The organism is Croceicoccus mobilis (assembly GCF_001661965.1).
GTDB lineage: Bacteria > Pseudomonadota > Alphaproteobacteria > Sphingomonadales > Sphingomonadaceae > Croceicoccus > Croceicoccus mobilis.
On record NZ_LYWZ01000007.1, the window covers coordinates 1 to 16,090 of the forward strand.

Sequence of the window (16,090 nt, forward strand, 5' to 3'; positions counted from 1 at the left end):
TGTCGCGTTGCCCTTAAATCTGAGACACGACGCGTTCGGGGATATTTTTTGCCCTTAATTATGAGATTCCACTGCCATCGCGCCTATGCTTTTCGCGCGCTGCCGGGCGATGTAAACAACCGCGGCAAGCAGACGTGGCTCCTTATCGAAGGCGCGCAATAGAGCAACCCTTGCATAGTCGTCGATGCCGGAGCTTGAGATGGCCGCTTTGACCAGTGGACGGGATTGGGCTGCATCAATTGCAGCAAGGCCAAACAGCCTTACTTCCAGCCTGTGGCCCTGAAGAGCGTATAACGGATCTCCGCGGAAGGCCTTTAATGATATGGCAAAGGTGACCGCGCGCATTGCGCGCCGAAATTGCTTGGAGCTGCGTAATCGCGCGGCGTATTCAAGCCGCGCGGCGCCGTTGCGCGCACGATTTATCAGCTTTTCGGGCATCTGTTCGCCACTGGCCTTGCCGAGCGTCGGCACAAGTCTCGTCCCACAAACCTGGCAGTCGAATGCCCAGGCTCGCCTCCAATGCTTGAGCGAAAGGCCCTCTCTGGAACATTGCAGGCAATGCTGGAATGGTATCTGGGCCGTCAGCGAGGCTTCTCGTGTCGTCATTGCTGGGAAGGTCAAAGATCGCACAACATCTGGGTCAATCCGTGCGGCGTTGGCAATCTTCGCCGCCGCAGCCGCGTCGACGTTGAAGTTCAAGGCGGTGCCATGCGCGGTATCGATTCTGAGATGAGCCAGTAGTTCCGCATCATCACAGTAGTTGGCCGCCGCCAGCCTAGACAACCAACCTGACAACAACTCGTCGGGCAGCGGCGCGACAGTCTTGGGCAGCGGGTGCGGCTTCACACCCCGGACTTCTCGAGCCGCCGATGGGGGGTTCGCATGGCGCGACCAAACCGGCGTCCATTTTGCGATTGCGTCATCGGTGATGCATTCATCACCTGTGACAATGGCGTCGATGGAAAGATCCTTGATCAGGGCGAAGATGCGCGAGGTCACCCCGCCGGTCAGCGCAAGTATCTGCTTTAGTGACTTGACCTTCAGATTGGATTTCTTCTCGAGGGGCATTGCCGCGATGAGTGTCTGGATCATGTCCGAGAACTCGGCGTCGTCGCGCCAGTTTGGAAGGTGATGTTCGTCCAGCCGCCTGGCAAGCTGGATATCACCACGGATGGCATCGACGGCCTCGCTGACCCCCAGGCAGACCAGCGACACTTCGAGTTCATTGCTGAGATACCGCAGAACATTGAGAAAGCGGCGCTGTTCGCGGTGGGTCCCGGCCAAGAGGTTGTGGACTTCGTCGATCATGATCATCCGCAGGCCAAGGTCGCGCAAGAGCGCGACGACACGGACTTCGAGGGAGGCCACATTTTGAGCGCGCGCGCTCAGTGCCGTGGCCGGTGCCCCGACGGTCGCCAGGATGTGCAGATAGAACCGTCGTTCGTCGGGAGCTGGTGGTGCTTGTAACAGTAACAGCGGCGTTCGCGTAATTCCCGATGCTGGGTCATATTCCGGTGCATATCTGCGCGAAAGATTGCGGGCGATCATCGTCTTTCCGATCCCGGACGCGCCATGCACAAGAAGGCCAGGCATACGGGTTTGCCTTGGCGCTTCGATCATACACTGCAAACGGTCCAGAACTTGTTCGGCCCGCGGAAAGCCAATCCAGATATCCGATTGAATGAGGGTGATCCGACCGTCTTCCTCTGTTTTTCCTGCCCTCAATTCACCATCTCTCCACCTTGAACAATGGGCGCGATGTATCACCCGTATCGATCGCGCGCAGCCCTTCGGTTGTTGAGACGGCCGAGTTGGCGCCCTCCAATGTCCCTTTTCTTTCACGGGATCGGCGTTCGGCCCTCGTCAGGCTCCGGCTTTCAGACTCGATTTGGCGTTGCTGTCGGATCAGCTCAGCCAGGACCAGCTCATTGGACCCGGACTTGCCAAGGGCACGGGCATTCCTCATGGCTTCGCGATATTCCCAGAGCGACACAGGCGGAATTTCCAGGTTTCGGTACCGAGCTTCGACGTATCGGTCATTATCCAGTTCGACCCAGATCACCGAGAGGTCGCGAGGGTCGTAGCGGACGACCACCTTTCCATCCCCGCGCCCGATGTGGCCTGCAAGCGCATCGGACCAGTACCGTATCTGGAACAGATGGATGCCGTCACGCCTGACCTTGCGCAGTTCACTTGGCAGAAAGCTCACCCGAAAGGCTTCAATCTCGAAGGGGATATCGCCCATCATTTGCTCTGAGAGCGCCTCCCATTTGGCAACGGGCGTGCAGCCAAGACTTGAATGAATGCTGTTGTTGTAGCGGCAGATTTCCAGAGCAAACCAGCGATCGAAGTCGCTTAAGGTCATCGTGGCCATGCCCTCGGCGTCATAGTCGCCCTTGGCCACGACCGAGGATTGCGTTGTTCCAGGCAACAGGTGCACGGCCCCCATCATCGTGCCGATCAATCGTTCGATGTGCCCTCCGAAATGAGGACTGCCTGGCGGCCGATAGACCAGATCGATCCCCCATTCTGCACATGCCGACCGAAAGGCATGCGACCGGAAATCGCGCCCGTTATCGACGTGGATGCTATGCGGTTTACCCTGCGCGGGCCAAGGAACATTGCGCACCAATTCCGCCAGAAGTTCCGCCTTGGGGGCCACAGCCTGTGTCAGGCAAAGCGCCACCGACAGACGCGAAGGTGCCTCGAGAGAGGTGTAATATCCGGTCACCATCCGCGTTGCGACGTCGATCGCCAGCGTGACCCAAGGCCGCCCAATTGGTTTGCGTTCAAAACTGTCGACGAGAATGATGTCCGCAGGCGTATGGTCGATTTGCACGACCTCCAGTGGCCGGTTTGCCTTGTTGTCGCCTACGACCGGCGCAAATTTCTGGCGGGCCGCCTTTGCGCCTTCGCGTGCCTTGGCAATTTCACGGGCATCCATTGCATCCAGCCTGCGCTGAACCGTCCGACGTGTCGGCGGTTGCAAGCCCTGCTGCCAGCACGCGCTTCGGATTTCTGTCACGATGCGCGACAGGCTTGGGCGTTCCCGCCGTAAGAAATAACGGCGAAGATGTTCTTCGATCACCGCTTCCACCTTGCCGGATATCAAGGTTGTACCAGTCGGGCGGCCCCGTTTCCGAGAAGCCAGCGCGCTGGTGCGCCCACCCTCTTCGGCCAGACGCTTTATCCAGCGCCAGACAGTCGCCCTGCTGACACCAAGCTCCCAAACGGCGTCATTGATGCCACTTTCCAGACTGCCAGTTCCTTTGAGATATGCCTGAACAAGCGGACGCAGAACGGCCGCCCTGCGCGCCTCCTCAGCACCAGCGGCAACGAAGTCTTCGCGATCATCATCCATCAATATTTGCCACACGAAGCTGCGAACCCTGTCTCAGGTTTAAGGGCAAAAATATCGGATTTAAAGGCAAAATATCATATTTAAGGGCAAAGCAAGGCCGTTGATTTCGTTGGATTTCTCATCTCACAATTAAGGGCTACGCGACACCCGAAATTTGAAAGGAATAGACCTTGACCGGATAAGCATCATACAAGTCGATCTTCATCATCACGCGGTGTCCGTCGACTTCGAACCAGGCCATGTCGCGTTCGGGACTGTCTGCCGAGAACGTGCAATTTCGCATGGCTGCCACGATTTTGGCTTGTGCGGCAAGGTCGAGGTCGGTTCGTTCGGGATTGAGCGTTGCCAGCAGGTTCGTGGTGAACATTGTCTTTGCGGTCTTGTCGCGGCCCATGCGGGCTTTGTCGTTGAGCAGAGCGACGGCCTCGCTGCGCGATGTTGTTGCGGTCGCGATGTTTGGGTCAGTCATTTACGAGGTTTCCTGCGTGAAAGCGTTGAAGCCAGCTTGCCATTGGCATCCTGTCGGCGAGAGGTAGCGCGGCGGCGCGCTCCTGAAAGGCGATCAGATCTGGCGGCGCGTCGTTGATGATGCGGTCGATTTCGGCGGCAGGGAGAAGACATTCGTTGCGAATGAATTCGGTCATGTTGCCCGGCTTCTTGCGTGTCGATTTGCGCCATAAGCCTTCGACCGTTTTTAGCCGCGGTGCTGCACGCGCTTCGATCAGCACGATTGTACGAAGCCATTGGGCAGGTAGTGCCCGGACTTCGTCCGGCTTCATTGCGGTGCAGAATACGCACGATGATTTTGGGGGCACTGGCAGTCCGGCCTTGGCGATGCGCGATGTGCAGGCAGCTCGATCCCAACCCCATTCCCTTAGCGGGTATCGATTTTCGAATAGCGGATCATCGATCGTGCTTGCGTGAGCGTATCTTTGCCCGTCGCGTGGTGACGCATCGTAACCGATGTACCTGATTACTTTTTCGCCGGCCGCCCAGGCATCGATCGCTGGCTCCCATGTCTTGATGAATGCTTCTTGTGGCGCAGCCTTGTACTTCAGGGAGCAGCTGCTTCTGCCGAATGCGATCGACGGGAGGCAGCCATTGGTTAGCAATGATTCCGTCAAGTCTCGGTATGGTGGCCAGTTCTTGAAGCGTTTTGCCTCGTAGCGCACGACTTCATATCGGATGCCGTGGTCTGACATCCATTGCCGCATGAGCTCTTGGAATGCGTAGGTTTCAGGTTTTTCCGCCCCGGTATCGGCGGTAAGGACGAGATCGGGCGCTTTGCCGCGGCTTTCGAGTTCGAGGAGCAATGCGGTGCTATCGACACCCATTCCGTAGCTGAGGACACGCGGGCTCATTATGCTGTTTCTGGGCAGTCCGACACGGATACCTCCATCTTCTCGTCGGCGATCCGGATCGAGACGATTTTCCCTTTGGGAAACATCCAGCGAATGCGGTCGAGATGATCGGCGAATTGGGTGCGGATCGCAGCGTTTTCGCCGTGGAGCAGCCGTGTTGCTAGTTCGCGCGCATCGCGCACGAAGCGGTCGTGCTGGGTGTCCCAGGAGTCGGCTTCGCAATCGTCGCTGGCACAGAAGAAAGCTTCCTCGAGCAGGTCGGCAAGATCTTCGGGCGTCAGGCTGTCGGAGCAGACATAGGCGATGGAGATGTTGTCGAGGTCGTCCCCCCATCGGTCGTCGGGAGAGATAAAGCTGACATCGGCAGGAACGCGGAACTCCCGTTCGGTTTCACTTGCCGCGTGGGTGAGGTTGTAGCGCAGCTCGATGCCGGTGGCTTCGATGTGCGTGTCGAGTGCCGGGCAGCAGCCGTTCTCGCCATTGGCGTAGTTCGATCCGCTTGCGTCGATGTAAAATCGCGGATTGCAGAATTTCGGGAGGCGGTCGTACCAGCTGTAACCCTCGTATGGCGTGTGTTGCTCTGCCATGTTTTCGCGGATCTGGTGCTGATGGATGGCGCGAGCGATCGGGGCGGCGATATGGGGTTCGAAATTGTCGACGATGGAGGTCTTCTGTGGGTCGACTGAAAGCACTTCGCCGGTCGGGTGCCCGTTGTCGTTGTCGGCAGTCGCCGGCATCCATGCGTAAAGCACAGGTTCGGCCTCGGGTAGGTCGATGCCGAGATCGCGGGCGCGCTTCCAGCTGGCGAAGCTCAGTCGGTGTGACGGTTTTTTGCTGATCGCTTCGTAGATGGCCTTCCGGCAGGCAGTGACCAAGTCGGCAAACAGGTCATTCTGGACGAATTCCTTGCGAGCCGGGAGGACGAGCTGGAGGCCTGGCGTCGATCCGATATCGAGGCGTGCGTGGTATTCGGCCCGACCGAAGCTTTCGGCTATCTCGGCCAGTCGCGCCGTGATGGTCAGGCCGTGGAAATTGACCGTCGGGGTCTGGTGGTAGCGACTTCCCGTGAATACGCCGATCCTGCTGCCGTTCCATTCGACGATGTGGATTGCCCCGTCGAGGAAATCGGCGCGCGGTAGTTCTTCCTTGTTGAAATAGACCGGCGTGGGGCAATGCTTGGCAGCTGCCGCGAGGATTCGTTGGAAACGATCGAGCGTTGCGTCGGTGTCAACGAAGTCGATGCTGGTTCCGGGCATCATGTTATCGCTGGTGACGTGAATGTCCTTTTCGCCGGTCCAGGCGTCGGCATCGATGGTCATTTTCCATCCGAGGCCTTTGTTGCGGGTTCGGGAACTGATCGTGATTTCGCGGCCGCTGAGGCTGAAGACGCCCATGCCGGCAGCATCTTCGGCCTGGGAAAGCTCAGGTGCCCATCCCGAGGTGCCGAGAGTGAGGACCTTTGACGGGTGGCTGATTCCGGAACCGTTGTCGTTGAAGCAGATGGCAAGCTGATCGCCATCCTGACGGGCTGTAACGCGGATAATGGTGGAACCTGCACGGCGTGAGTTTTGCAGAAGCTCGTTGGTGATGTCTTCGAGCGTGCCGTTGAAGAGGCGTGTAACCTTGGTGATCGTTTCCGGGCTGACGGCTGTCCGGATGGGAGTGTACTGCATTATTGCCTCCAATTTGGATTGAACACGACCAACCCTCCCCCTCCCCTTTTCAACGGGAGAAGGATGTCGGTTCCATTGTCTGTGCTAGGTTGCCGGAGCGCGATCAGGTCTCGATTTGTATGACCTCGTTCTCGAGCGACCAGTGATCTTCCCAGGGGTCGCTTGAAGAGGGGCTATCCCTCTCGTTAAGCGTATCGATCGCCTCTTCTTCGTCCTCGGCCTCGATGTCGATCGTGATCCATTTTTCGACACGGTAGATCTGTGTGATTTTCGCTTTGAATACGGGCATGGAACACCTCTTCGGATTGTGTTTTAGGAGGACTGGCAGTTCGCGGCCCGATAGGCGTCGTATCGAGCCTGTTCGTCGGCGATGAATTCGTCGATTGCGATGCGAAGATCGGGACAGGGTTTTTCGGCGACTTCGTTCCTGGCTTTGAGCCAAAGAGCGTCGGCTCGCGTCAGTCGGTTGCCGCGCTGTCGTTCGTAGACTTGCTCTGCGTAGTCGGGCTCGCCGGAGATGCCTGCGAGTGCCGCCTGCATCACCTCTTCGTCGGCGCCGTTGACGATCTCGTAGTTCGGTTCGATCTCCTTGAAGCTGGCGATGTTGCCGGGCGACGGGGCCATTTTGAAGCTATAGACCTTCTTGTCGGGTCCGATCGCGACGATGTTGCGTGCCGTTTTGCGCGCCAGGGTAAGCTTGGCTTCGTGCGTGGTGATGAGCCGCGAGACGTAGGTTTCGAGGTCGCATTGAATACCGCGATCCCATGCTGCGCGGTGCGCAGGATCGGGTTCGAACGGACCGCAGGGTGGCTCGGTCTCTTTCAGGTATGCGTCGACGGCTGCCAGCGTTGGCCCATCGTAATCCTGCAGGGGGTAGAAGTAATCTGCGCCGCCTGTGCCGCGGTTGGAGGCATGGAAGGCCTTCGAGCCATCGATCAGGATATGAGCCGTATAGGCAGTCGTTTCCTCGGACATGGAATCGACCACCTCGAGGTCTGCGATGGTGATTTTCATTGCTGATATTCCTTTTCGGCCTTGCGGCGGTGGGTTGAATGCAGTTCGGCAAATCGCGCCCGAATGTCGCTTGGTGTCGGATAGAGGTTCGATATCGAGCGGTCGGTGAGGATGGCGTTGCGCACGGTGGCGATAGCTGTTGCCTCATCGATGGTTGGGACGCGTGGAGGCCAACCTCGCTTGAATCGGAGGTCCGGAGGGAGAGAGGTTTCGAGTCTTCGCCTCAGCGCGGCGCTTTTGATTGCGGCAGGCAGGTGGCGAGCTTGCTCGGGGGAGAGCAACTCGGGGGTCACCTGGGCAAGCCATCGGCCAGGTTGAAAGGAAAAACCTGATGCCAGTTCGAGATCGACGATGTCAGCGTATGAGGCGTGGTTTCCGGCGCACAGCGACGCGGTCTGCAGATTGTGCAAGCTTGCGAGGACGCAATAGGAGCAGCTCAGGCGCGTAGAGCCCATCCCGTAGGCAGGGTGGAGAGGCAATCCGTTGGCGGCGTGGTATTCGTAGACCTGATCGTCAGTCCACTCGATGATCGGGTTCCAGCTGAAAAGGCGCGTTCCCGCTCGGTTGTTGACCGGTGTGTGCGAGGCCTCGAATTTCGATATCGGTGCTTTGGCTCGGCCGAGACTTTCTGCGCGTCGGACGCCGATAACGGAAATGATCGTTTTCCCGTGGTGGCGTCGTTTCAATTCGGCGTTGATCGGTGAGACTTTGGCTTCGCTGGTGCAGAAACGCAGGGAGGCTGATGAGAAGGGCGATATCAGCTGGTAGGTTAGCAAATCGCGGTAGCGGGCTTGTGATCGCGACCAGCGGTCCTGCCAGCGCTCGATCAGGCCGCCGGCCTTTCGCCGGACCACGGTGAGCTCGACGGCTAGATTGTCGGCGACCTGTTCGACGAATTTTGGCGTCTGCTTCCATTCGATCTTGCCGAGGTCCGCGTGTATCGCGTGGCGGCGGGATTTCGGATGGCCTATCGAGTCCAGATAGACGTCAACCCGGTGAGCGGCGGCACTTGAGTCTTTGCCGCCCGACAGGCTGTAGACGATCTCCGTGTCTGTGGTGATTTCCTTGGCAATGGTCGGGTCGATGGCGAGCTGGGGTGCATCGCGTGTCATGCGATCTGCTTGGGCCGCATGTCTTCGGGTGTTTCGATGATTTCGTGCGGGAGGTCATCGAGAATGCAGACGCTGGATCTGGTTTTGTAGGCTTCTGCGTCGACAAGGGCGTAAACGGCCTGGCCGGTGTGGGTGGGCCTTGCGAGGTGGTTTACACTGTCGATCTGGTGGGCGACGACGCCGGTCTTGCCTTCGGGAACCCAACTCGCCCAGGATCCCCACGCGCTGGTGACTTCGAGTTTGCCGATTGCGGCTTTGTAGGCGTTGCGGTCTCGCAGAATGTGGGACTGGTTCTCCTCGACGGGAACGCCGGTGAATTGGCCGTAGCGATCGGGGTGCCAGCACCGAGCGGTGTCGTGGGCGAGTTCGATCCAACCTTTGAGCGTGCCGGGAGCCGAGCGAAATTCCTGCTCGAATGCCAGGACCGGAAGGGCCCAGTCGCAGTCCTCTTCGTAGCTGGGGCCTGGGAGGGAAAGCGCCTCCGGCATGGCCGCCTGGCGTTGGTCCGAGAGAATAAATCCGCCGTGACTGGAGGTAGATACGGACCACACGCCGGGGATGATCTGTTCCGCCTGCTGGATCGAGCCCCAGATCGTATCGTCGGGACGCGGGGAAGGAAGATAGGTGGACATTCGCAAACACTCCTCGTTGTTTACGCGTCCCCTCCCCCTTTTCTTTGCTCCAGAATGGATGCAATTTCCTCGGCAATGAGGTTGGCGTCAAAGTGTTCGAGAGCAAGGCTGATCGTGGGCCATGCGGCGATAAGACGCTCGTACTCAAGCTGGCGCAGCTGCAGATAATTGGGATCGTGGCTGCGCAGGACCTGCACGGCCGCGTATCCTTCAGCGCCGGTTTCGGTGTCGTGAAAGGCAAGCATAAAGTCCGGCCTTACCGAACCTTGCTTTGTCTGGATGTCGAAGACGAGCTTCTTGATAGCGAGCTTAATACCTCCAGAATGGAGCATTGATTGCGTCGCCTGGAGGGTGCGAAGGAGAGATCGATCGTCCTCCCGATCGGTTGGGATGAATTCGTTGCCGGAGAGGACTGGCTGTGCATAGGCGCGGAGCGCGCGGTAACCCTCGCGCTTGCTGTGTTCTCCGACCACGGCCAACACCAGAAATGGCGGCTGCACTTCCGCACGGATGATGCCGGTGTGCTGAATGCGGTTGCGGATCTCGATCGTGCCAAGGCCGGTGACGATTTCGCTACTGGATATTTCATTGGCTTCGAGCAGCAGGAAGGCTTGCGGGGCGTAATCTTCGGGCCAGGTTTCCGCAGCGGCGCGCAAGCGCGCGTGGGTGCGCTTTTTCTCGAAATCGATTGCGGTCGTATAGATGTGGTCGGAGAGGGCAATGCCGGGTGCGATCTGAAAGTCATGGGATGCTTTGCGCAGGCGGGCCATCTCGGCGCTGATCGAGTGCTCGGCTCGCCCGCTGGGCGGTAGCGCGCGAATGACGTTAGTTTGCGCGGCTTCGACAAGCTGCCAAAGCAGGCGAGCGAGCCGCGGGATGGCAACGCCGCGGCTACGGTCGTCAGGGTCTGTGTCGAGCGGCTTCTGGGCGAGTTTTTCGGGTGCTTTCTGGTGGGCAAGGAAGAGACCCTTGGGCGGATTCACTTCATAGAGAGCATCCTTCGTCGTTTCGCGAAGGCGCTGGGGCGCCTGCGGCATGTAGAATGGGCAATTGCGCTTGTGCTGTGGCCGTGAGGTAAGTCGGCGCAGGTAGTAGGTTTCCTGAAAACTGAGATAGGCGGGGCTGAGAAGAGCGGGCGGGTCGTTTGCCGGCCTGCAGTCGCAGGCGATCCATTTGTGGTTTTCGCGTGCGGTTACGACGAGGGAGACGGAGGCGCGGTGGTCAGCTTCGCTGCCTTTCCCCGTATACCAGCGAATGAGTCCCTGCTTGAGACTGTCTGGGATCGGGTGCCGAGCGGTCCTTCCCGTAGTGTCTTTGGGCACCAGCCACATGGTTATAAAGTCTGTTGACCCTCCTGAATGTTCCACATATGTTCGACCCGAAGGAGCTCTGATTATGAAACAAGCATTTGAAGTTGGGAAGTTCGATCTGGACATTGCGCTGCGCGATGCTGCGCTTGATGAGACAAATCGACCGACCCGCCGGATGCTCGCAAATGCTTGTATCGCGGTTGAATCGTATGACGCTTATTATTCAGCGCGTGAGCTGATCGAGGCGCTTGAAGCGATGCACGAGGGCAAGGCGGGCGCGAAGGCGAAGCTTGCCGAGGTGCTTTCGAACGCGTGTGATGATTTCCAGCGATGCCTGTATTATTGTGTGGCTGGTCGCGGTGTCGTTCAGATGCTCGATGATCTGGCCTGGCTGTCCGATATACTGGAGGCGAGGACCGTGCTGTCAGCGGAGCTGATGCGGAACAATACGCCGCCGATGATCCAGATCAATCCGTATGTCGCGCCTGAGCCGGACGGTCCTGTTCCTTCGAGGGATGCCGAGTTTGTCGAAGGTGCGTCGTGGTATCTCGATCCGCAATTGGGCGGTGAGATCGCGGACTAAAGGATCACGACCTCCAGTTCGGTATCGCATGGATCGGGACGGGATGCGCTTTCGATGACCTTGTAGGGTTGCAGGCTGCATCCCGTTCTGACGACGGAATAATCCTTGCCCGTTTCCTCGCACATCTGGAGTGCTATGCGCTCCGCGTTAGGCCGACCACAGAGCGACCATCGGCGTTGATCGAAGGTATTGAGGGGCATCGCGTTGGTCTTTCAGGCTGCGGGGAAGAAGGTTTTTGCGATCTTGGGTTCGCGCACGATTTCGAAGTGGCGCTCCATGAGGCGGCTGACGTGAAAACGGCCATATCCGGACGGTGGAACCAGGACCGTCTTGCGGCCCTCCTTCTTGACGCGAAACTCGCTGTGTTCGCTGCCGTCGGTGAATTTCATCGGTGAGGGGAAGCGGATCAGGCAACCGTCCGGCAGATCGCGTTTCTTCAGCTTCAGGTTGCGATAGCACCGACGCCGCCAGTCGAGCGCCCAGGGGTGCTTACTCGATGTGAGGAGTTCGAGAATGGCTTCGGAGGCTTCCGCTTCAACGGGACCCGACTCTTCATCCATGTCCTTGTAACCGAAGATATATCCATCGGCGGCGCGAGGATTCCATTGCACGAGACACACGACGGCTGTGACGTAGATGCGCTTCCCGTTCTCGTCGAAACGCTCGATTGCGGCGTAGTAGGTCCTGTTTCCAGGGCAGATGCTTTTGAGCACCCGGCATCCTTGGAAGGGCGCATCGTCGGTAGCGGGGCGCGTGTAATTGAGCTGCGCATCGAGATATTGTTTCGGAGTTTTGTGCTCGCCCATTCCGGCGGCGGTCATCGATAACCATCCCATGTTTGATTCCTCAGATAAGTCTTGATTGTGGCGGCAGCTTCAGATCGAGGTCGCGCCGGATTTTGTTTGCGAGTTTTGGTATGTCCCGCAGTTCTGTGATCGGTGCCTTGCGCATGACGTGGCCGGGTTTTTTCCAGTGACGGTTGCGCCATGCCAGGCCTGGTTCGCCGTAGCGTTCGGGCGAGATCCGCACGAAGAGATCGCCCACTTCGAGAGTGTGATCCCCGGCGAGTGTAGAGTTGGGCGAATTATATTCGATCCGGCATTGTGCTGACGGCATCTGGAGGTGCGCTGCAATTTGGCGGAGGGCCCGATAACCTTCACGCCGGTAGTGACGCAGTTCTTCTGGGCGGTGGTCCAGGCCGCGCAGGACCAGAGCGATGATCGCCGGTTTGTTTTTCAGGTCGGCGATGCGCTCCATGCAGCTTGCGCGCAATTTCCGGTGCTGATCGTCTTGATCCACCGGGATCTTGTCGCACATGCTGGCCATGTGACGTCGAAGGAGGGCGATGGCCGGACATTTGCCCGGATCGATGCCGGCAAGGCGGGCATCGGCTACGGCGTCATTTATGGCTGAGAGACATGTTTCAAAAGTGGTGAGCCCGTCCGGTTGGAGGGCGCGCCGGTAGCGGTAATCGATGTCGATCATCTTCACCTCCTATTGCTCTTGCAAAGAGCCCACCCCCTCCCCCTCAATGGAGGGATTGGGTCGACCTGGGCGCGACGATCGGGGTGTCGTCGGGGACATATGTCATGGGCCTGGCCAGCGCTTCGGGAGCGATGTATTCGAGGATACGGGCGACAGCTGAGAGCGCTGCACCATCAGGCGTTGAGACGATTGCTACGGCTCCATCAGGACCAGCATCAAGATTCCATCCAAGCTGGCCGTTGGCGGTCAGGGATGAGGCGAACTGTTCCGGGCCCGATCCTGGGAAGGTCTGCTCGATGTACAATTGGAGCTCTCGCCCCAATGGGGCCGAACTGCCGGAAGCCTGATGAAAGGCGTGATCGTGAAGCTGGGCCAGTCGGGTGAGAGCGGCTGCTCCCGGTTCAAGCGCAAGCTTGAAGCGACGTCGTTTCATCGTCGGTCTCCTGCGCTTCTTCGTCGTATCCGGAAAATGCCGCCAGGTATGCGAAAGCCTGTTCCGCTTTTGCGGCCGCGGTGATGATCGCCGTCTTGTCGGCCTTCAGCATGGTCAACCAGTGGTCGATGTAGCTGGCGTGGCTCTCGTGGAGATCCGCAGGCAGGCTGAATTCGTAGCAGATGCGGGCACTGACCATTTCAGCAACGAGTTCTTCGAGTGCGTATGCGTGATCGCCAAAGCGTTTCCCGAAGGTACGGCCGAGGCGGCTTGCGTGGCCGGTCCAGTGGCCCGTCTCGTGAGCGAGAGTGGCGGTGTAACCGTCCTCTGTGGTGAAACTGTTGAGGTGCGGCATCTGGATGTAATCGCCGCCAGGCGAGAAGAAGGCGCGGTCGCCGCCGTGACGCAGTTCGGACGGGATCGGATCGAAGAAAGCCTTGATCGCCGCCCGTTGGCGTGAAGGCGGTGGCGGAATGTCGGGAACCGGGTCGGGATAGTAATGCGGGGGAAGGCCAGTAATCTGCGAAGCGTTAAAGACGCTGTAAGCCCTCATGAACCGGATCGTGCGCGTGGACTCTTCGCCCGTTGAGTGATCGGTGTCGGTCTTCTGTGTCGTGTTGAAATAGATGCTGGGTTCGGCGGTCTCGCCCTTGCGGACCTGGCCGCCCAGCTCCTGAGCCTGACGATAAGTCATCCAGTATCGCGACTGGTGGCCATATGCGTCGGCAACCGCCCAGAGGTAGAGGGCATTGATGCCGGAATATCTTTGGCCGTTGGCCCGTAGGGGTGCGCCCCCTGCCCCGGTTTTCTTCCAGGGGCGACGCCAGGGAAGGACGCCGCTTTCGATCTTGCGGATGATGAGATTGGTGATGTCTTGCGCGACGTCGCGCTTCGGGCCTCGTGCCATCGGGTGCCTCCGTCGAAAAAAGTGGCCCGGAGGATGAACTCCGGGCCGTAGGTGCATCAGGAGTCGAGGTTGCCGTCAGGCGTCGACTTCGGCTTCTTCGGCCGTTTCGGGTTCTTCGGTGGCGGCCTCCGCGGGCTCGTCGACATCGGTGGCGTTTTCGCCTTCGATCTCGCCATCGGCCGCTTCGCCGTCGAATTCGTCGTCATCGAATTCGTTATCGGCCGTGTCGTCATCGGCGACGACGGGAAGGTCGAAGGTCATGGCCTTGGGCAGCCAGGTGACAGCGCGTTCCTTGACCTCTTCTTCGACGATCGCATCGCCGCTGAAGAGTTTCTCGCAGGTCATCGACAGGTCGGCCTTCTTCGATGCCGAATAGCGGGCGGCGAGTTCGCTGCCACCGACTTCGGTGAGAGCAGCGAGGCAGGCACCCTTCGGAATCCTGTCGAAGAAGTTCTCCGACGTCGGTCGCCACATCGAGGCAACGTCGATGTCGAGGAGGTTGCCGAGAACGGCGTGGATGGGCTGGTATTCGGACTGGTAGCCCTTCTTCGCTTCGAGCGAGATAGCCACGACATAGGCAAGCCAGGTCGCCTTGGCATCGTCGCCGAGGGCACGGAAGGCATTGAAGCGTTCGACCAGATCGCGATGTTCGGTCCAGCCCTTGTCGAGGTCGTCGTAGGCCTGAGCGATGATCGCTTCCGCGCTGGAAGTGGGGATGTCGCCGTTGACCGGATCGTGGGGCTTTCCGCCCTTGATCGTGGTTCCCTTGCTCTCGTAGCTTTTCGTGTCGGCAAGTGCGAAGATGGCATAATCCAGCGCGAGGCCCGGGTTGCCCAGAAGGGAGGCGGACAGGATGTTGCGGCGCTGGACAGACAGCTCGTCGAAAAGCTTGGCGCTGATCGGCTTGGCGCCGCCGGGGGCCTCGGCTTCGGTGGAAGAAGGTGCTGCGGGGCGGCTCGGGGAGGCGGGCTTGCTCTCGGTAAAACCGCCCGTGAGGTTGCCTTCGTCATCCTGTTCGAAAGACAGGTATTTCTCACTGAAATAGTCGCTGTCCAGGATCATGTCGCCGGTGTTGGTCAGAATCAGGAACCGACCGACTTCAGGCTTCCATTCTTCAGGCAGTTCCCGGGTGGGATTCGACAGCTCGTCGCGTTCGTCCTCGAGCTTGGAGAACTCCGTTTCCAGAGCATCTTCGTCGAAGTCATCATCGGGATCGTGTTCCTGCTTGTCGAAGATCTCGTTGATCTCGTCGGTGCGAGCGTCGATTTCGTCGATGCGCTTGCGCGCTTCTTCGGTGATGGGCGCCGCAGGCAGACGGACGACATTGAGGTTCATTTCGTTGCGGGCGTGCCAGGAGCTGGTCGATGCAACGGGGTTGATCCAGGCGAGTCCGGTCTCGCTGGCGAGGCGTTCGGCTTCAGCTTCCATCTTGGCCGCAGCGAGTTCGTGAGCGATCGGAATGTCGATCCAGCGATCGTCGGCGCTGTCGCTGAAGAGGTCGCGCTCGATTTTCCCGCCAGCGGCGATGTATGCTTCTTCGCCGACGAGGAGCGCGATCGGATCGTTGCCGCGCATCGAGCCATCGGCGATCGCGCGCCGGATGGCGTCAGCATTGGCGTAATACGAGTGGCGGAACTGCTCGAATACCCGCAGCTGCACTTCGTGCTGATCGGTTGCAGCATAGGCCTTGGCGATTTCAAGAGTGAGTTCGCCGGCGGCCAGCTTCTCGAAGATGGGTTCCGCGAGATTGGCGAGGCGCAGGCGGCCTTCGACGAAGCGGCGGGTCAGGCCGAAGCGCTTGGCGACCGCGGCGGTATCGCCATCCTCTTTGATGAAGTGCTGGAAAGCACGGCATTCTTCTGCCGGGGTCATGGCGAGGCGCTGGAAGTTTTCGGCCAGAGAAATTTCGCTGGCGTTGTGAACCTTCTTGTCGATGACGAGGCACTGGACCTCGAAGTCGGGCTGCATTGCACCGCGTTCGACGATCATGTGCATGGCGCGCATACGCTTGCCGCCTGCGATAACTTCGTAGCGGCCGCGCTTGCTGCTCTTGGTGACGATGAGGTTCTGAAGGACGCCGCGCGCTTCGATGTCGTGGGACAGGCGTTCTTCGAATTCGGGGTTGGGGGTCTTGCAGACGTTGTCGTCGCTCTGGTCGAGCTTGGAAAGGGGAATAAGGTCCATTGTGGTTTCTCCTGATGATCGTCCGCCATCACGAC

General features: G+C 59.2%; 17 protein-coding genes. 1 reads left to right on the forward strand and 16 read right to left on the reverse strand.

Annotated features, from left to right (window positions below; genetic code table 11):
- Positions 1 to 54: 54 nt before the first annotated feature.
- The 10 genes from A9D13_RS20915 to A9D13_RS01965 all read right to left on the reverse strand — a co-directional run bounded on the left by A9D13_RS20915 (position 55) and on the right by A9D13_RS01965 (position 10,484).
- The gene (locus A9D13_RS20915) at positions 55 to 1,842 is read right to left on the reverse strand and encodes a TniB family NTP-binding protein (RefSeq protein WP_216635479.1); all 1,788 of its coding nucleotides are present in this window, start codon (positions 1,840 to 1,842) and stop codon (positions 55 to 57) included.
- Positions 1,727 to 3,361 (reverse strand): Mu transposase C-terminal domain-containing protein, encoded by a 1,635-nt coding sequence (locus tag A9D13_RS01925; RefSeq protein WP_024099411.1) that lies wholly within the window; start codon positions 3,359 to 3,361, stop codon positions 1,727 to 1,729. The genes A9D13_RS20915 and A9D13_RS01925 overlap by 116 nt, the downstream gene beginning before the upstream one ends.
- A gap of 136 nt (positions 3,362 to 3,497) precedes the next feature.
- Complete coding sequence (locus A9D13_RS01930) at positions 3,498 to 3,830, reverse strand: hypothetical protein (RefSeq protein ID WP_066769437.1); 333 nt, start codon at positions 3,828 to 3,830, stop codon at positions 3,498 to 3,500.
- Positions 3,823 to 4,722 carry an adenine nucleotide alpha hydrolase family protein gene (locus tag A9D13_RS01935; protein WP_156521868.1) on the reverse strand — a complete coding sequence of 300 codons (900 nt, stop codon included), beginning with the start codon at positions 4,720 to 4,722 and terminating at the stop codon, positions 3,823 to 3,825. Before A9D13_RS01935 ends, A9D13_RS01930 begins: the two co-directional genes overlap by 8 nt.
- Positions 4,722 to 6,395, reverse strand: a complete 1,674-nt coding sequence (locus tag A9D13_RS01940; protein ID WP_066769440.1) for an ATP-binding protein — start codon at positions 6,393 to 6,395, stop codon at positions 4,722 to 4,724. Before A9D13_RS01940 ends, A9D13_RS01935 begins: the two co-directional genes overlap by 1 nt.
- 103 nt (positions 6,396 to 6,498) lie before the next feature.
- On the reverse strand, positions 6,499 to 6,684 hold the full coding sequence (locus A9D13_RS01945; protein ID WP_066769443.1) for a hypothetical protein: 186 nt from the start codon (positions 6,682 to 6,684) through the stop codon (positions 6,499 to 6,501).
- A 23-nt stretch (positions 6,685 to 6,707) separates the two neighbouring features.
- Positions 6,708 to 7,409: a hypothetical protein gene (locus A9D13_RS01950; protein ID WP_066769447.1), complete on the reverse strand. Its 702-nt coding sequence runs from the start codon at positions 7,407 to 7,409 to the stop codon at positions 6,708 to 6,710.
- The gene (locus A9D13_RS01955; RefSeq protein ID WP_066769450.1) at positions 7,406 to 8,521 is read right to left on the reverse strand and encodes a phosphoadenosine phosphosulfate reductase domain-containing protein; all 1,116 of its coding nucleotides are present in this window, start codon (positions 8,519 to 8,521) and stop codon (positions 7,406 to 7,408) included. Before A9D13_RS01955 ends, A9D13_RS01950 begins: the two co-directional genes overlap by 4 nt.
- Positions 8,518 to 9,153 (reverse strand): DUF7007 domain-containing protein, encoded by a 636-nt coding sequence (locus A9D13_RS01960; RefSeq protein ID WP_082922035.1) that lies wholly within the window; start codon positions 9,151 to 9,153, stop codon positions 8,518 to 8,520. The genes A9D13_RS01955 and A9D13_RS01960 overlap by 4 nt, the downstream gene beginning before the upstream one ends.
- A 20-nt stretch (positions 9,154 to 9,173) precedes the next feature.
- On the reverse strand, positions 9,174 to 10,484 hold the full coding sequence (locus tag A9D13_RS01965) for a hypothetical protein (protein ID WP_066769453.1): 1,311 nt from the start codon (positions 10,482 to 10,484) through the stop codon (positions 9,174 to 9,176).
- Between the two features lie 64 nt (positions 10,485 to 10,548).
- Here A9D13_RS01965 and A9D13_RS01970 point away from each other — a divergent pair, with 64 nt between their 5' ends.
- On the forward strand, positions 10,549 to 11,046 hold the full coding sequence (locus A9D13_RS01970) for a hypothetical protein (protein WP_066769456.1): 498 nt from the start codon (positions 10,549 to 10,551) through the stop codon (positions 11,044 to 11,046).
- Here the strand turns inward: A9D13_RS01970 and A9D13_RS21230 are convergent.
- The 6 genes from A9D13_RS21230 to A9D13_RS02000 all read right to left on the reverse strand — a co-directional run bounded on the left by A9D13_RS21230 (position 11,043) and on the right by A9D13_RS02000 (position 16,055).
- Entirely contained in the window at positions 11,043 to 11,171 is a 129-nt protein-coding gene (locus tag A9D13_RS21230) for a hypothetical protein (RefSeq protein ID WP_268235855.1), read from the reverse strand. The two genes, A9D13_RS01970 and A9D13_RS21230, sit on opposite strands and share 4 nt — an antisense overlap.
- 87 nt (positions 11,172 to 11,258) lie before the next feature.
- Positions 11,259 to 11,867: a DUF6927 domain-containing protein gene (locus A9D13_RS01975; protein ID WP_229665569.1), complete on the reverse strand. Its 609-nt coding sequence runs from the start codon at positions 11,865 to 11,867 to the stop codon at positions 11,259 to 11,261.
- A 25-nt stretch (positions 11,868 to 11,892) separates the two neighbouring features.
- Positions 11,893 to 12,531, reverse strand: a complete 639-nt coding sequence (locus tag A9D13_RS20355; protein WP_156521869.1) for a hypothetical protein — start codon at positions 12,529 to 12,531, stop codon at positions 11,893 to 11,895.
- A 43-nt stretch (positions 12,532 to 12,574) separates the two neighbouring features.
- Positions 12,575 to 12,964 carry a hypothetical protein gene (locus A9D13_RS01990; RefSeq protein WP_066769466.1) on the reverse strand — a complete coding sequence of 130 codons (390 nt, stop codon included), beginning with the start codon at positions 12,962 to 12,964 and terminating at the stop codon, positions 12,575 to 12,577.
- Positions 12,933 to 13,871, reverse strand: coding sequence for an ArdC family protein (locus A9D13_RS01995; protein WP_066769468.1), 939 nt, complete (start codon positions 13,869 to 13,871; stop codon positions 12,933 to 12,935). The genes A9D13_RS01990 and A9D13_RS01995 overlap by 32 nt, the downstream gene beginning before the upstream one ends.
- 75 nt (positions 13,872 to 13,946) lie before the next feature.
- Positions 13,947 to 16,055: a ParB/RepB/Spo0J family partition protein gene (locus A9D13_RS02000; protein ID WP_066769470.1), complete on the reverse strand. Its 2,109-nt coding sequence runs from the start codon at positions 16,053 to 16,055 to the stop codon at positions 13,947 to 13,949.
- Between the last annotated feature and the right edge of the window lie 35 nt (positions 16,056 to 16,090).

Coding starts and splice junctions, on each gene's coding strand:
- A9D13_RS01925 (WP_024099411.1), bottom strand. CDS start 3,361: ATGGATGATGATCGCGAAGACTTCGTTGCCGCTGGTGCTGAGGAGGCG.
- A9D13_RS01930 (WP_066769437.1), bottom strand. CDS start 3,830: ATGACTGACCCAAACATCGCGACCGCAACAACATCGCGCAGCGAGGCC.
- A9D13_RS01935 (WP_156521868.1), bottom strand. CDS start 4,722: ATGAGCCCGCGTGTCCTCAGCTACGGAATGGGTGTCGATAGCACCGCA.
- A9D13_RS01940 (WP_066769440.1), bottom strand. CDS start 6,395: ATGCAGTACACTCCCATCCGGACAGCCGTCAGCCCGGAAACGATCACC.
- A9D13_RS01945 (WP_066769443.1), bottom strand. CDS start 6,684: ATGCCCGTATTCAAAGCGAAAATCACACAGATCTACCGTGTCGAAAAA.
- A9D13_RS01950 (WP_066769447.1), bottom strand. CDS start 7,409: ATGAAAATCACCATCGCAGACCTCGAGGTGGTCGATTCCATGTCCGAG.
- A9D13_RS01955 (WP_066769450.1), bottom strand. CDS start 8,521: ATGACACGCGATGCACCCCAGCTCGCCATCGACCCGACCATTGCCAAG.
- A9D13_RS01960 (WP_082922035.1), bottom strand. CDS start 9,153: ATGTCCACCTATCTTCCTTCCCCGCGTCCCGACGATACGATCTGGGGC.
- A9D13_RS01965 (WP_066769453.1), bottom strand. CDS start 10,484: ATGTGGCTGGTGCCCAAAGACACTACGGGAAGGACCGCTCGGCACCCG.
- A9D13_RS01970 (WP_066769456.1), top strand. CDS start 10,549: ATGAAACAAGCATTTGAAGTTGGGAAGTTCGATCTGGACATTGCGCTG.
- A9D13_RS21230 (WP_268235855.1), bottom strand. CDS start 11,171: ATGTGCGAGGAAACGGGCAAGGATTATTCCGTCGTCAGAACGGGATGC.
- A9D13_RS01975 (WP_229665569.1), bottom strand. CDS start 11,867: ATGACCGCCGCCGGAATGGGCGAGCACAAAACTCCGAAACAATATCTC.
- A9D13_RS20355 (WP_156521869.1), bottom strand. CDS start 12,531: ATGATCGACATCGATTACCGCTACCGGCGCGCCCTCCAACCGGACGGG.
- A9D13_RS01990 (WP_066769466.1), bottom strand. CDS start 12,964: ATGAAACGACGTCGCTTCAAGCTTGCGCTTGAACCGGGAGCAGCCGCT.
- A9D13_RS01995 (WP_066769468.1), bottom strand. CDS start 13,871: ATGGCACGAGGCCCGAAGCGCGACGTCGCGCAAGACATCACCAATCTC.
- A9D13_RS02000 (WP_066769470.1), bottom strand. CDS start 16,055: ATGGACCTTATTCCCCTTTCCAAGCTCGACCAGAGCGACGACAACGTC.